A 14,638-nucleotide genomic window follows, 5' to 3' on the forward strand; every position below is an offset into this window, starting at 1 on the left:
TACCAAAAGCGCCCAAGTGGTCCTCGATGCTCGCTTTTCGATGGCAATCGGGCAAAGGGTCGGTTAAGGACGCCTTGCCAGTTGGCTGGGCAGCCGCGCTTTACCAATGCCGAAAGGCGGTAAGGTGAGGAAAGTCCGGGCTCCACGGAAACACGGTGCCGGATAACGTCCGGCGAGGGCGACCTCAGGGAAAGTGCCACAGAAAGCAAACCGCCTCGCATGCGAGGTCAGGGTGAAAGGGTGGGGTAAGAGCCCACCGCGTCGCTGGCAACAGGGACGGCACGGCAAACCCCACCGGGAGCAAGACCGAATAGGGATGACGCGGGTGGTGCGAAAGCACCGCTACAGCCTGTTTCCGGGCCAGTCATCCGGGTGGGTTGCGCGAGGCAGCGTGTAAACGCTGTCCCAGATGAATGGCTGCCACGTTCCGGGAAACCGGGGCCATACAGAACCCGGCTTACAGGCCAACTGGCAAATTTCCCCTTTTTCGACTTTTCGGCGAACCACCTGAAATTTCAGGTGGAACGGCCTCGGGTTCGGCGAATCACATTTGCGGCAACGATTGTCGAATTGCGCACCGAAAACAGCAGTTTCTAACCATTCGTTAAGCTTAACCGCCTATCAATGTTTGAATCGCGGAAGAGGTTCATCCCGGCCGTTCCCATTGACGCCCATATTGTCCCATGGTATCCCAATTGCATGCCGTTGCGGGGGTCGTTTCATCCCCGAAATCTCGTGAAGCAGGTGCTTCCTCTCGCATTTCAGGCGGGTGTGTTGCGGGTTCGACGGTTGGCGTAATCAGGTGTGTTCCGGGGTCTCTGATCGACCCTGCATCCAAGGGGAGGCCGGTTGTCAGTGATGAGCCGCTTCCTGTCCAACGCGACAAACAGGATCGATGCGAAGGGGCGGGTTTCCGTCCCGGCGGCGTTTCGTGCCGTGCTGGTGCAGCGCGGAATTCAGGAGCTTTATTGTCTCCAGGATTTCGTCTATCCGGCGGTCAACATCGGTGGTCCGGATCTGCTCGAGCGGTACGAGCGGAAGATGGCGGCCGAGGATCCCTTCGCGTTGGAGGCAAACGAGATGTCGCTGCTGCTTCATGGTGGCGGCGTCTTTGCGCGACTCGATGCCGAAGGGCGATTGGCGGTGACGGATTTCATCCGGGATTTCACGGGGATTTCCTCGGAGGTCTGTTTCGTCGGTCGGTCGGATCATTTTCAAGTGTGGCAACCGCAGGCGTTTCACGAGGCGCAGGCGAGAGCCAGAGAGGTGGTCAGGCAGCGAGGCCTGCGCACCTAGAAAGACGGAGAAACGGAATGGCGGCGAACTTTGGCGAAGGTTTTTCCGATGCCGATGGCGGACCAGTTCGCCACATTCCGGTTCTTCTTTCCGAAGTCCTGAAGGCTCTCGAGCCCGAGGCTGGCAAAGTCATTCTTGATGGGACCTTCGGCGCCGGTGGTTACACCTCCGCCATCCTGGCCAAGGGCGCCGACGTCATTGCGCTCGACCGCGACCCGAACGCCATTGCCGGCGGCAAGGCGCTCGTCGAGGCCAGCGGTGAGCGGCTGACCCTTCATCATACGGAATTCTCCAATCTTGCTGAGTTTGCTCCCGACGAGGGTCTCGACGGCGTGGTGCTCGATATCGGCGTCTCCTCCATGCAGATCGACGAGGCCGATCGCGGCTTCTCGTTCCAGCGCAACGGGCCGCTCGACATGCGCATGGCGGTCTCCGGTGTTTCGGCCGCCGATGTCGTCAATCGTGCCAAGGTGTCTGATCTGATCCGCATCTTCGGCTTCCTCGGCGAAGAGAAGCATGCAGGGCGTATTGCGCGCGCCATCGAAAAGCGCCGCGCGATCGAGCCTTTCCAGACGACGCGTGATCTCGCCAACCTCATCGAGACCGTCAATCCGCGCAAGGCCAAGGACAAGATTCATCCGGCAACGCGCGTCTTCCAGGCGCTGCGCATCTACGTCAATGACGAACTCGGCGAGCTGGCGCAGGCGCTGTTTGCGGCTGAGCGGTCTCTGAAGCCTGGTGGTCGGCTTGTTGTCGTGACCTTCCATTCGCTTGAGGACCGGATCGTCAAGAAATTCTTCTCCGAGCGGTCCGGCAAGGCGTCAGGTTCGCGCCATCTTCCCATGGTGGAAGCGCGGCCGGCAACCTTCGAGCCGGTCGGCAAGGGCATGGTGGCGGCGAGCGAGGAGGAGGCGGAGATCAATCCCCGCGCCCGTTCCGCGAAGCTGCGCGCCGGCATCCGTACCTCGGCGCCCGCCGAGCGGGCCGACATGTCGATCTTCGATCTGCCCGACCTTGCCACACTCGAAAAGATCGGAGGCTGACAGTGCTAAGAACCTTCGACTTTCTGATGATCGGAGCCATGCTGGCCGCAGCCACCGTGACCTACCAGATCAAGCACAACACGGACAACAAGGCAGCGGAAGTCCGTCGCCTTGAGGCCGAGATCAAGCTGGAGAAGGACACCATCGACCTGCTCAAGGCCGATAGGGCACTGCTCACCCAGCCGAACAGGCTTGAACGCCTGGTTCAGGCCTATGCCGCCGAGTTGCAGCTTGTGCCGACCGAGCCGAGCCAGCTGGCGCGGCCGATGGAGCTTCCCATGCTCAAGGATTTGGTGCCTGTGCCGGAAGGCGAAGAGGGAACCGTGAGTGCGACAGCACCCTCCGATCCCATCAAGGACCTCATCACGACAGGATCGGTGGACCGCTGATGACCTTTCTTTCGCGAATCATGCTGTTGAAGAGCCAGGCGCATTTCTCGACCGATGTGCAGCGTGGCGGTGCCGTCGTGAACGGAGCGACCTTCAAGGGGACCGGCAAGCGCAAGTCGGAAATGGCCAAGACCCGCGTCGGGCTGATGATCGCGACCTTTTGTGTCGCCTATGCCGTGATCGGTGGGCGTCTCGTGCAATACGGTCATGCGCAGCCTGAGACCGTGTCCAGCATCCTGCCGGCCGACCGGCTGATGGCCTCGCGCCCCGACATTCTCGATCGCAATGGTGAAGTGCTCGCCACCGATATCCGCACCGTCTCGCTGTTTGCCGAGCCCCACAAGATCGTCGATGCGGACGAGGCGGTCGAACGCCTGTCGACCGTCCTGAAGGACCTTGATGTCCGGGATACGTATCGCAAGCTTTCGTCGAATTCGCGTTTCCAGTGGTTGCGCCGGCAACTGACCCCGAAGCAGCAGAGCCAGATCCTGGCGCTCGGTATTCCCGGCATCGGCTTCCGGCCTGAGAAGCGACGCTTCTATCCGGGCGGCGCGACTGCCTCGCATATCGTCGGCTACGTCAATATCGACAATCGCGGCATGGCCGGGATGGAGCGCTATATCGACAATCAGGGCATGGCGGATCTGAGAGCGCTTGGCATGACCAGCGATGCGCCGCTGGAACCGGTCCGGCTGTCGGTGGACATCCGTGTCCAGAACATCTTGCGTGATGCGCTCGTCAACGCTGTTGCAAAATACGAAGCGATCGCCGCCGGAGCCGTGGTTCTCGACGTTCACACCGGTGAAGTGGTCGCCATGTCATCGATTCCCGATTTCGACCCGAATCGGCCTCAGGAAGGGGCCGAAGAAGGCTGGATGAACCGGATGACGAACGGCACGTTCGAGATGGGGTCGACCTTCAAGACGTTCACGACGGCCATGGCGCTCGATTCGGGCAAAGTGACCATGAATGACAGTTTCGATGCCCGTTATCCGATCCGCATCGGCCGGTTCACCATCAAGGATTTCCATGGAAAGCACCGAGTGCTGACCGTGCCTGAGATATTCCAGTATTCTTCGAACATCGGAACGGCCCGCATGGCCGAAGCCGTCGGGACCGCCGGCCATCAGGAATTCCTGACACGCTTGGGTCTCCTGACCAGACTGGAAACCGAACTGCCGGAAGTGAAGGCACCGTCGCAGCCGCGGGAATGGAAGCAGATCAACTCGATCACCATTTCCTTCGGCCACGGCGTCTCGACCACGCCGCTGCAGACTGCGGTTGGAGCCGCGGCGCTGGTCAACGGTGGAAAGCTTCTGCCGCCCACCTTCCTGACCCGCGACCGCGAGCAGGCCGATCAGATTGCCCAAGTCGTGGTGAAGAAACAGACCAGCGATGATATCCGGCATCTGTTCTGGATGAACGGCAAGGCTGGTTCCGGCAAGTATGCGCTTGTTGATGGCTTCAATGTCGGCGGCAAGACCGGCACGGCCGAGAAAGTCATCAATGGCCGCTATTCCGACGATCAGAATTTCAACTCGTATGTCGGCGCCTTCCCGATGGATGATCCGAAATATCTGGTGCTGAGCTTCATCGACGCGCCGAAGACGGGCGAGGGTGGTGGTCGGACCGCGGGTCTTACCGCCGCACCCATCGTCGGCGAGATCATCCGCAGAAGCGCCGCAATTCTTGGTGTAGAACCCAAATACGGGGAAGACGGCTCAGCATTGCTCGTCTCTTATTGATCAGATCGACTACAGGCGGGGCGATTCGCGTAACTTGCCCCTCAAGGATGGACTGCAAAATGCTTTTGGGTGCACTGGCTGGCGAGGAGTTTGGGGAACAGGTGGCAGCCAGTGGTGCTGCAGGCGTCGAGGCTCGTGGGCTTTCAGCCGATAGCCGCAAGGTCGAACCGGGCACCGTGTTCTTCGCTCTGTCCGGCTCCAGGGCGGACGGTTCGGCCTATGTAGCCCAGGCGGTCGAAAAGGGTGCCGTGGCTCTTGTTGCATCGCATGCGCTCGACGCCACTGTACCCGTCGTCATCGTCGATAATCCTCGCCGGTTCCTCGCGCTTGCCGCAGCCCGCCTCGTCGGGCGCCAGCCTGAGACGGTGGTCGCGGTGACCGGCACGGCGGGAAAGACTTCCGTGGCCTCCTTTACCCGTCAGATCTGGGCCGAGGCCGGCCATGCCGCCGCCCAAATCGGCACGACCGGCGTCATCTCGCCGAAACGCAACGACTACGGCTCGCTGACCACGCCCGATCCGCTCGCACTCCACACGCTTCTCGGCGAACTCGTCGATGAGGGCGTCACGCATGCCGCGATGGAAGCGTCCAGCCACGGCCTCGATCAGAGCCGTCTCGACGGCGTGGTGCTGTCGGCCGCGGGTTTCACCAATCTTGGCCGTGACCACATGGACTACCATCCGACCATGGAAGATTACATGGCGGCGAAGATGCGGCTCTTCGAAACGCTGCTGCCGACGGGCGCCCCTGCGGTCATCTTCGCTGATGATGCCTGGTCTGACGAGGCGATCCGGGTCGCCAAGGCCTGCGGCCACGATGTGCGCACGGTTGGCCGCAAGGGCGATTTCCTCAGCCTGAAGCGGGTCGAACATTTCCGCCACAAGCAGGTCGCCGAAGTGCATCATGGCGGTGACATCTTCGAAGTCCACATTCCTTTGGCCGGCGATTTCCAGATCGCCAACGCGCTGGTTTCAGCCGGTCTTGCCATTTCGACCGGCGTTGCCCCGGCCGTGGCGCTGAAGGCGCTGGAGCATCTCAAGGGGGCCTCCGGCCGTCTCGAACTGGTCGGTCAGACCAAGGCTGGCGCGCTCGCTTATGTCGACTATGCGCACAAGCCGGAAGCGTTGGAAAACGTGCTGACCTCGGTGCGTCCCTTTACGACCGGTCGTGTGATCGTCGTATTCGGCTGCGGCGGAGATCGCGACAAGGGCAAGCGGCCGATCATGGGCGAGATCGCCTCGCGGCTTGCCGACATCGCGATCGTCACCGACGACAATCCGCGTTCGGAAATGCCCGCGACCATCCGCTCGGAGATCATGGCGGCAACGCCCAGGGGGATCGAGATCGGTGATCGCGCCCAGGCCATTCGCGCCGGTGTGGCTATGCTCTCCACGGGCGATACGCTGATCGTGGCGGGCAAGGGGCATGAGGAAGGACAGACCGTCGGTTCCGAGACGCATCCGTTCTCGGACCACCAGGAAGTCCGCAAAGCCTTGGGGGAGTTCGACCGTTGACATTGCTTTGGACCGCGCGTGAAATGGTTGTCGCCATGGGCGGCCGGCCTTTCGGCAATCTGCCGGAAGGTGTGACCGGCATTTCGATCGACAGTCGGACGATTACGCCTGGCGAAGCATTCTTCGCCATCAAGGGCGACCGCGTCGATGGTCATAACTATGCCAGTATCGCCATCGCCAACGGGGCTGCCCTGCTCGTCGTCAGCGAGGCCAAGCTGCCGGCGCTCGGTCGGCTGACTATCCCGATGATCGTGGTCGAAGACGTTCTCGTCGGCCTGCAGAAGCTCGGCATGGCCGCCCGCGATCGCACGCCTGCGACCGTCATTGCTGTCACCGGCTCCGTCGGCAAGACGACGACCAAGGAGATGCTGCGCGCAACACTTGCGCCATCCGGCAAGGTGCATGCCTCCGTCGCGTCCTTCAACAACCATTGGGGCGTGCCGCTGACGCTCGCCCGCATGCCGATCGACACCCGTTACGGCGTGTTCGAGCTGGGCATGAATCATTCCGGCGAGATCGGGCCGCTGTCTCGCATGGTGCGTCCGGACGTGGCGGTCATCACGACGATCGCGCCGGCACATCTCGGCAATTTCGCCAGCGTCGACGAGATCGCGGACGCCAAGGCCGAGATCTTCGAGGGTGTCGTCAATGGTGGGGATGCGATCCTCAACCGCGACAATCCCTACTACGAACGCCTTGAGCAGGCGGCGCTCGCCCAGGGTGTCGAAAACATCCACAGCTTCGGTCAGCATGCCAAGGCCGAGTTCCGGCTGGCGGAATTCGATGGTGCTGCCGAGCTTTCCACCGTCTGGGTGTCCTTCGGTGGCGAGACGCGTGAAGTGACGATCGGAGCGCCGGGCCGGCATCTCGCAGAGAATGCCATGGCGGTTCTGGCAGCCGTATCGCTGGTTGGCGCGGACATTGATGCGGCAATCGAAGCCCTGGAAAACCTCGCTCCGGTCAAGGGGCGCGGTGAACGCCACAGGCTGCAGTTGCCCGATGGCATCCTGACGCTGATCGACGAGAGTTACAATGCCAACCCCGCGTCGATGCGGGCCGCCATTGCCGTGCTTGCCTCTTCCCAGCCGACAGGCGAGGGGCGGCGGATCGCCGTGCTCGGCGACATGTTGGAGATGGGCGAATTCGCGCCTTCCGTTCATGCGGAGCTCGCAGGTCCTCTGCTGGCCGCCGGGATCGAACATGTCTGGCTCGCAGGCCCGGAAATGGTGGCGCTGCGCGACGCCCTGCCGGAAACGGTTCACGTCGTCTATCTCGAAACCACGCAGGAGCTCGCGAATTTCGTCAGCGCCGAGGTCCGCGCGGGCGATGTCGTGATGGTCAAATCTTCTCTCGGCATCGGTTTCGGCAAGATCGTTTCGGCTCTGCTTGACAAGCATCCGGCATTCACCGACACGGAGCGCCACTTTTAATCCGGGCTTTTGGAAAGGGCTCCAATGCTGATCTGGCTTGTGGAACTGGCGGATAACCTTCAGTTTTTCAATCTCTTCCGTTACATCACCTTCCGCACCGGGGCTGCTCTCCTCACCTCGGCGCTGGTGGTGTTCCTGTTCGGCCCGGCCATCATCTCGTCCCTGCGCGTGCGCCAGGGTAAGGGACAGCCTATCCGCGCCGACGGACCACAAACCCATTTTAAGAAGGCGGGAACGCCGACGATGGGCGGGTTGATGATCCTGGCCGGCATCGTCGTGTCGTCACTGCTCTGGGCTGATCTCTCCAACGTCTATGTCGTCGCCACACTGCTGGTGACGCTCGGCTTTGGCGCAATCGGCTTTTATGACGACTATCTCAAGGTGACCAAGCAGACGGAGAAGGGCTTCTCCGGCAAGGCGCGCCTCGGCATCGAATTCGTGATTGCGGGCATCGCCGTCTATTTCATGATGTCGACGGCGCTGAGTTCCGGGCCTCAAGGCTCAACCTTCGGATCCTCGATCGCCTTTCCCTTCTTCAAGGACTTCCTGATCGATCTCGGGATCTTCTTTGTGCTGTTCGGTGGCTTCGTCATCGTCGGCGCCGGCAATGCGGTCAACCTGACGGACGGTCTCGACGGTCTTGCCATCGTGCCTGTGATGATCGCTGCTGCCTCCTTCGGCGTGATCGCATATCTCGCCGGCAATGCGGTGTTCTCCAACTATCTGCAGATCAATTTCACGCCGGGCACGGGCGAACTTGCGGTGGTGCTCGGTGCCGTGATCGGTGCAGGGCTCGGTTTCCTGTGGTTCAACGCCCCACCGGCTGCCATTTTCATGGGAGATACGGGTTCGCTTGCCCTTGGTGGCCTGATCGGCTCCGTCGCTGTTGCTACCAAGCATGAGATCGTCATGGCGATCATCGGCGGCCTCTTCGTCATGGAAACGCTTTCGGTCATCATCCAGGTCGGTTACTTCAAGCTGACGGGCAAGCGGGTTTTCCTGATGGCGCCGATCCACCACCATTTCGAAAAGCTCGGCTGGACCGAGAGCCAGGTGGTCATCCGCTTCTGGATCATCGCGGTTGGCCTTGCCATGCTCGGCCTTTCCACCCTGAAGCTGCGGTGAGGCGGCGATGATCGCGGCCAACACCTTCAAGGGCAAGACCGTCGCGCTGTTCGGGCTCGGCGGTTCGGGTCTCGCCACGGCGAAGGCTCTTCAGGCCGGTGGCGCAAATGTCATTGCCTGGGACGACAATCCCGACAGCGTTGCGCGGGCTGAAGCCGAAGGCGTACCGACCCGGGACTTGCGCGAAATCGACTGGTCGTCGGTCGCATCCTTTGTGCTCTCGCCCGGCGTGCCGCTCACCCATCCGAAGCCACACTGGACGGTTGGTTTTGCCCGCAATGCCGGCGTGGAGATCATCGGCGATGTCGAGATCTTCGTGCGCGAGCGGCGGGCGCAGGCACCGGATTGCCCGTTCATCGCGATCACCGGGACCAACGGCAAGTCGACCACGACGGCTCTGATTGCCCATATTCTTCAGGCGAGTGGTCGCGACACCCAGCTTGGCGGCAATATCGGCCGTGCGGTGCTGACGCTCGATCGGCCGAAGGATGGCCGCTTCTTCGTCGTTGAATGCTCGTCCTATCAGATCGACCTTGCCCCGACGCTGAACCCGACTGCCGGCATCCTGCTCAACCTGACGCCCGATCATCTCGATCGCCACGGCACGATGCAGCATTATGCCGAGGTGAAAGAGCGTCTTGTCGCCGGAGCGAAGACTGCGATCGTCGGGACCGATGACAGCTATTGCGAGCTGATCGGCGACCGTGTCGAACGTGCCGGGACCAAGGTCATCCGGATCTCGAAGCGGCAGCCGCTCGCCGATGGCCTCTATGCCGACGGCTCGCGCATCATGCGGGCCGAGAACGGAGCATCTGCTCCTCTGGTCGATCTCGATGGGATCCAGACGCTGCGCGGCAGCCACAACGCCCAGAATGCCTGCGCCGCGATTGCCGCCTGCCTGGCAGCAGGCGTCTCGGAAGACGAGATCCGCAAGGGCCTTCAGAGCTTCCCCGGCCTCAAGCATCGCATGCAGCCGGTCGGGCGGCGACGTCACGTAGTTTTCGTCAACGACAGCAAGGCGACCAATGCGGATGCTGCAGCACCCGCCCTTTCCAGCTATGAGCGGATCTACTGGATTGCCGGCGGTCTGCCCAAGGAAGGCGGCATCGCAAGCCTCGCACCACTCTTCCCGCGCATCGTAAAGGCCTATCTGATCGGCGAGGCTGCTTCCGCCTTTGCGGCACAGCTCGGCGACCGCGTGGCCTACGAGATCTCGGACCACCTCGAGCGCGCCGTGGCGCATGCCGCTGATGATGCCGATCGGGATGGCGAAGCTTCGGCCGTGATGCTCTCACCGGCTTGCGCAAGCTTCGACCAGTACAAGAATTTCGAGGTCCGCGGCGACGCCTTTGTTTCGCATGTCGCAGATCTGGACGGAGTGACGATGCTGATCGACCTGCCGACAGGAGGCAAATGAGATGGTAAGCCGCGTAGAGAGAGGACCTGTCGCAGACTGGTTCTGGACGATCGACCGTCTGTTCCTGATCACCTTCGTTCTCCTGATGGGGATCGGGTTGATGCTCTCCTTCGCAGCCTCGCCGGCGGTTGCCGAACGTCTCAATCTCGACAGCTTCCACTTCGTCAAGCGTCATGCCTTTTTCATGCTGCCGGCACTCGGGGTGATGATCGGACTGTCCTTCCTGTCGCCACGACAGGTCAGGCGGATGGCCATGCTGATCCTTGCGGCCTCGCTCATCATGATGGTGCTGGTGCTTTTCATCGGTCTCGAGGTCAAGGGCGGCCGCCGCTGGCTGTCTTTGGGCTCCATGTCGATCCAGCCGTCGGAATTCATGAAGCCGGCCTTTGTCGTGATCTGCGCCTGGTTGTTTGCCGAACATGCGCGCCAGCCTGAGATCCCGGGCAATCTCTTTGCCATTCTGCTCTTCGGAATTGCCGCAGCCCTCCTGATCGCCCAGCCTGACCTCGGGCAGACCATCCTGATTGGCAGCGTATGGGGGGCGATGTTCTTCATGGCCGGCATGCCCTGGCTCTGGATCGTCGTGCTCGGCGTACTCGGCGGTGCAGGCTTCTTCGGGGCCTATCTGACGCTGCCGCACGTCGCCGGACGAATAGACCGGTTTCTGACCGGCGAGGGTGATACGTTCCAGGTCGATACCGCCCGCGAAGCGATCATTCGTGGCGACTGGTTTGGCCAGGGGCCGGGCGAGGGTATCGTCAAGCGCATCATTCCCGACAGCCATACCGACTTCATCTTCTCGGTCGCTGCGGAAGAATTCGGCATCGTCTTCTGCATGGCGCTGGTCGCGATCTTCGCCTTTCTTGTTCTGCGCGGCCTCAGCCATGCCTACAAGGAGCGCAACGACTTCAACCGTCTCGCCGTGTCCGGTCTCGTTCTGCTCCTCGGCGTCCAGTCGATGATCAATATCGGCGTCAATCTCGAACTTCTGCCGGCCAAGGGCATGACGCTGCCGCTCATCTCCTATGGCGGATCGTCGATGACAGCGATCTGTGTCACGGCCGGCTTCATCCTGGCGCTGACCCGCCGCCGTCCGGAAAAGCGCGCCCAGGAGCGCAGCCTGTTCCGTTCGGTCGCGGGCGTGCCTGCGGAGTAAAGCGTAATGACCAAGGGTATCGTCTTTCTCGCCGCCGGGGGAACCGGCGGCCATCTCTTTCCGGCCGAAGCGCTGGCGCATGAATTGAAGGCGCGCGGCTATGGCGTGCATCTGGTGACCGACCGGCGTGCCGAACGTTACGCCGGAAGCTTCCCGGCCGATGAGATCCACACCGTTTCGTCTGCGACGATCGGTTCGAAGAACCCGGTCGCCGTGGTCAAGGCGTTTCTCTCGCTGTGGCGCGGTTATCGCGAGGCGCGAGCTCTGGTGTCACGCCTGAAGCCGAAGGCCGTTATCGGCTTCGGCGGATACCCGACCGTGCCGCCACTTTTCGCGGCCTCCGGTCTCGGCGTTCCGACGGCGGTGCATGAGCAGAATGCCGTGATGGGACGGGCAAACAAGCTGCTTGCCTCGCGAGTGCGGGCGATCGCTGGTGGTTTTCTGTCACCTGAAGGCGAACACAAGGCCAAGATGGTGCTCACCGGCAATCCGGTAAGGCCGGCCGTCATCGCGGCCGCGGCCCAGCCCTATGTCGCGTCCGGCGCTGGCGAAACCTTCAACCTCGTGGTCTTCGGTGGAAGCCAGGGCGCGCAGTTCTTCTCCGACGCTATTCCGGGCGCCATCCGGCTTCTCCCCGACGCGCTGCGTCAGCGCCTCGTGGTCACCCAGCAGGCCAGGCCCGAAGACCGCCAGAAGGTCATCGATAGCTATGCGACGCTTGGCATTCGCGCTGATGTCGCGCCCTTTTTCACCGACATGGCGGAGCGTATGGCAACGGCCCATCTCGTGATCTGCCGCTCTGGCGCATCGACGGTCTCCGAACTCGCGGTCATCGGTCGCCCGAGCGTGCTTGTTCCCTATCCGCATGCACTCGACCACGATCAGGCGGCGAATGCCGCAGCACTCGCGGCGCAGGGCGGCGCGCAGGTGATCGCCCAGTCGGCGCTTTCTGCCGAGCGCATTGCTGACCTTCTGACGACGGCGATGGAGGGCCCGGAGCGGCTCGCAACCATGGCGGCCGCCGCGAAAAGCACGGGCAAGCCTGACGCTGCCGGCTTGCTCGCAGACCTCGTAGAGGCTATTGCCGCCGGCAAGGGCATTGCCCAGTCGAAGGGAGCCACACAATGAAAATGCCGAAAACCATCGGCCTCGTCCATTTCATCGGGATCGGCGGCATCGGGATGAGCGGGATTGCCGAGGTGCTGCACAATCTCGGTCACAAGGTGCAAGGGTCGGACCAGGCCGAGAGTGCCAACGTCCAGCGGCTGCGCGCCAAGGGCATCGAAGTTTTCGTCGGTCACACGGCCGAGAACCTCGGTGATGCCGAAGTCGTCGTCGTCTCGACCGCGATCAAGAAGAACAATCCGGAACTGATTGCCGCCCGCGAGAAGCTCTTGCCGATTGTCCGGCGTGCCGAAATGCTCGCCGAGCTCATGCGCTTCCGCAACGCGATCGCAATCGGCGGCACGCATGGCAAGACGACGACGACCTCGATGGTTGCCGCTCTCTTGGAAGCGGGCAATCTCGACCCGACCGTCATCAATGGCGGCATCATCAATGCCTATGGCACCAATGCCCGCATGGGTGAGGGTGAGTGGATGGTGGTCGAGGCTGATGAGTCCGATGGTACCTTCCTGAAGCTTCCGGCCGATGTCGCTGTTGTCACCAATATCGACCCTGAACATCTCGACCATTACGGCACCTTCGACAATGCGCGGGCGGCTTTCCGCCAGTTTGTCGAGAACGTCCCGTTCTATGGCTTCGGGGTGATGTGCCTCGACCATCCGGAAGTTCAGGCGCTGGTGAGCAAGATCGAGGACCGCAAGGTCATCACTTATGGCGAGAACCCGCAGGCCGATGTGCGGTTCTCGAATGTGCGCCTCGATGGCATCCGTTCTATCTTCGATGTGGAGATCCGCCGTCGTCGTACCGGCCGGGTTTTCAATTTCAAGGATCTGGTGCTGCCAATGCCGGGCCGGCACAATATCTCCAATGCCTGCGCCGCAATTGCTGTCGCGAACCGGCTCGACATTTCGGAAGAGAGTATTCGCAAGGGACTTGCCGGCTTCGGCGGCGTCAAGCGGCGCTTCACGCTGACGGGCGTATCGAATGGCGTGCAGGTGTTCGACGATTACGGCCACCACCCGGTGGAGATCAAGGCGGTGCTCAGAGCGGCCCGCGAAGCCTGCCAGGGGCGGATCATTGCGGTGCATCAGCCGCATCGCTATTCGCGCCTTGCCAGCCTCTTCGATGATTTCGCCAACTGCTTCAACGATGCCGACACGATCTTCCTCTCGCCGGTCTATGCGGCCGGTGAGGATCCGATTGAGGGTATCGATTCAGAAACGCTGGTATCGCGCATCAAGTCAGGCGGTCATCGCGACGCGCGTTACTTGGCCGCGCCGGATCAGCTCGCCTCTCTCGTTGCAGGCATTGCACAACCGGGTGATTTCGTGGTCCTGTTGGGGGCCGGCAACATTACCCAGTGGGCTGCTGCCTTGCCGACGGAACTAGATGCAATTGCGGGAAAGTCTTGAATGAAACAGGTGGATGGGGAAAAGCTTCTGGCGTCGCTCGGCCCGGGGGTCAACGATCTCAAGGGGCGGTTGACGCCTGATGCGCCAATGGACCGGGTGACCTGGTTCCAGGCCGGCGGGCTGGCGGAGCTGATGTTCCAGCCGCATGACGTCGAGGACCTCACCAGTTTCCTGAAGCTTCTGCCGGAAGAGGTGCCGCTGACCGTAATCGGCGTCGGATCGAACCTTCTGGTGCGCGATGGTGGCATTCCCGGTGTTGTTGTTCGCCTGTCTGCCAAGGGTTTCGGACAGGTGGAGCTGGCCGGCGAGAACCGCATCCGTGCCGGAGCGATCTGCCCAGACAAGCACATCGCCGCCATGGCGATGGACAATAATATCGGCGGTTTCCACTTCTACTACGGTATTCCCGGTTCGATCGGCGGCGCGATCCGCATGAATGCGGGCGCCAATGGCGGTGACACGGCCGGCCGGTTGATCGAGGTCGAGGCCGTCGATCGCAAGGGCAATGTGCATGTCCTGTCGAATGCCGACATGGGCTACAGCTATCGCCATTCGGCCGCGTCCGAAGGCCTGATCTTTACCAGCGCGCTCTTCGAAGGCTATCCGGAAGAGAAGGCGAAGATCCGCGCAGACATGGATGCGGTTCGTCACCATCGCGAGACGGTACAGCCGGTCAAGGAAAAGACCGGTGGCTCGACGTTCAAGAACCCCGAGGGCCATTCGGCCTGGGAGTTGATCGACGAGGCAGGCTGCCGCGGTCTGATGATCGGCGGGGCGCAGATGTCGTCGCTCCACTGCAATTTCATGATCAATGTCGGCCATGCGACGGGCTACGATCTCGAATATCTCGGCGAGACCGTTCGCCAGCGGGTCTTCGAAACCTCCGGCATCAAGCTTGAATGGGAAATCAAACGCCTCGGCATTTTCATGCCCGGTCGCGAAGTGAAGCCGTTCATGGGCGTCGCCGAGGCCTAAGCCTTCGGCCT

At 61.9% G+C, this 14,638-nt stretch carries 12 protein-coding genes and 1 other RNA gene; all 13 read left to right on the plus strand.

The window, feature by feature from the left end:
• Nucleotides 1–77 precede the first annotated feature (77 nt).
• The 13 genes from rnpB (at nucleotide 78) to murB (ending at nucleotide 14,627) form a co-directional block, all read left to right on the plus strand.
• Nucleotides 78–476, plus strand: an RNA gene (rnpB, locus tag SJY08_RS05515) — RNase P RNA component class A.
• Between the two features lie 382 nt (nucleotides 477–858).
• Nucleotides 859–1,296, plus strand: coding sequence for a division/cell wall cluster transcriptional repressor MraZ (gene mraZ / locus SJY08_RS05520; protein WP_006725930.1), 438 nt, complete (start codon nucleotides 859–861; stop codon nucleotides 1,294–1,296).
• A gap of 17 nt (nucleotides 1,297–1,313) precedes the next feature.
• Nucleotides 1,314–2,339, plus strand: coding sequence for a 16S rRNA (cytosine(1402)-N(4))-methyltransferase RsmH (gene rsmH / locus SJY08_RS05525; RefSeq protein WP_300888444.1), 1,026 nt, complete (start codon nucleotides 1,314–1,316; stop codon nucleotides 2,337–2,339).
• A 2-nt stretch (nucleotides 2,340–2,341) separates the two neighbouring features.
• The gene (locus tag SJY08_RS05530; RefSeq protein ID WP_054151671.1) at nucleotides 2,342–2,728 is read left to right on the plus strand and encodes a hypothetical protein; all 387 of its coding nucleotides are present in this window, start codon (nucleotides 2,342–2,344) and stop codon (nucleotides 2,726–2,728) included.
• On the plus strand, nucleotides 2,728–4,473 hold the full coding sequence (locus tag SJY08_RS05535; protein ID WP_153762412.1) for a penicillin-binding protein 2: 1,746 nt from the start codon (nucleotides 2,728–2,730) through the stop codon (nucleotides 4,471–4,473). Before SJY08_RS05530 ends, SJY08_RS05535 begins: the two co-directional genes overlap by 1 nt.
• A gap of 59 nt (nucleotides 4,474–4,532) precedes the next feature.
• Nucleotides 4,533–5,987 (plus strand): UDP-N-acetylmuramoyl-L-alanyl-D-glutamate--2,6-diaminopimelate ligase, encoded by a 1,455-nt coding sequence (locus tag SJY08_RS05540; RefSeq protein WP_377274953.1) that lies wholly within the window; start codon nucleotides 4,533–4,535, stop codon nucleotides 5,985–5,987.
• Nucleotides 5,984–7,417, plus strand: coding sequence for a UDP-N-acetylmuramoylalanyl-D-glutamyl-2,6-diaminopimelate--D-alanyl-D-alanine ligase (locus SJY08_RS05545; RefSeq protein WP_069041116.1), 1,434 nt, complete (start codon nucleotides 5,984–5,986; stop codon nucleotides 7,415–7,417). Before SJY08_RS05540 ends, SJY08_RS05545 begins: the two co-directional genes overlap by 4 nt.
• Before the next feature lie 24 nt (nucleotides 7,418–7,441).
• A complete protein-coding gene (mraY, locus tag SJY08_RS05550; RefSeq protein ID WP_377274954.1) occupies nucleotides 7,442–8,542 on the plus strand; it encodes a phospho-N-acetylmuramoyl-pentapeptide-transferase in 1,101 nt (366 codons plus the stop codon).
• 7 nt (nucleotides 8,543–8,549) lie between these two features.
• A complete protein-coding gene (gene murD / locus SJY08_RS05555; RefSeq protein ID WP_377274955.1) occupies nucleotides 8,550–9,959 on the plus strand; it encodes a UDP-N-acetylmuramoyl-L-alanine--D-glutamate ligase in 1,410 nt (469 codons plus the stop codon).
• Between the two features lies 1 nt (nucleotide 9,960).
• Nucleotides 9,961–11,115, plus strand: coding sequence for a putative lipid II flippase FtsW (ftsW, locus tag SJY08_RS05560; protein ID WP_054151676.1), 1,155 nt, complete (start codon nucleotides 9,961–9,963; stop codon nucleotides 11,113–11,115).
• A gap of 6 nt (nucleotides 11,116–11,121) precedes the next feature.
• Nucleotides 11,122–12,243 (plus strand): undecaprenyldiphospho-muramoylpentapeptide beta-N-acetylglucosaminyltransferase, encoded by a 1,122-nt coding sequence (murG, locus tag SJY08_RS05565; protein WP_377274956.1) that lies wholly within the window; start codon nucleotides 11,122–11,124, stop codon nucleotides 12,241–12,243.
• Nucleotides 12,240–13,652 (plus strand): UDP-N-acetylmuramate--L-alanine ligase, encoded by a 1,413-nt coding sequence (gene murC, locus SJY08_RS05570; protein WP_054151678.1) that lies wholly within the window; start codon nucleotides 12,240–12,242, stop codon nucleotides 13,650–13,652. Before murG ends, murC begins: the two co-directional genes overlap by 4 nt.
• Complete coding sequence (murB, locus tag SJY08_RS05575) at nucleotides 13,653–14,627, plus strand: UDP-N-acetylmuramate dehydrogenase (protein ID WP_153762407.1); 975 nt, start codon at nucleotides 13,653–13,655, stop codon at nucleotides 14,625–14,627.
• The last annotated feature ends 11 nt before the right edge of the window (nucleotides 14,628–14,638 follow it).

It is taken from the genome of Rhizobium sp. R86522 (genome assembly GCF_042466255.1).
Taxonomy (GTDB): domain Bacteria; phylum Pseudomonadota; class Alphaproteobacteria; order Rhizobiales; family Rhizobiaceae; genus Allorhizobium.